At 55.1% G+C, this 305-nt stretch carries 1 protein-coding gene; it reads right to left on the bottom strand.

The features are described 5' to 3' along the window. A partial coding sequence (locus B2Z72_RS03070) for a glutathione S-transferase family protein (RefSeq protein WP_297004128.1) occupies positions 1-305 on the bottom strand: 305 nt, incomplete at both ends.

The raw sequence follows: 305 nt of genomic DNA, 5'->3' as shown, positions 1-305 counted from the left end.
ATGCAGGGGTTCTATATAATCCCTGTGCTCCACCAGCCACTGCTGCATCGGCTGCGGCAGCTTATCCAATGCAGGCCATGGCACCGGATACGCCTTCGGCTGATACGTCATAGCAAACAGACTGCAGGCGGTCAGATCGGCCCGGCTGAAACTTTCCCCCACCAGAAAATGGCTGGCGCTGTATTCGTGGCGTAACTCATCCAGCAAACCTTCCATGGTGGTACGCGCAACCTCCGCGGTCTGCTCATTGATGTTCATCCAGCGGCGCATGCCTTTATCTATGTCTTTAAATTTCAGCCGCAGCA

This window comes from Thalassolituus sp. UBA6592 (assembly GCF_002433655.1).
GTDB lineage: Bacteria > Pseudomonadota > Gammaproteobacteria > Pseudomonadales > Oceanobacteraceae > Venatoribacter.
This window is presented reverse-complemented; position numbering and strand designations above follow the sequence as displayed.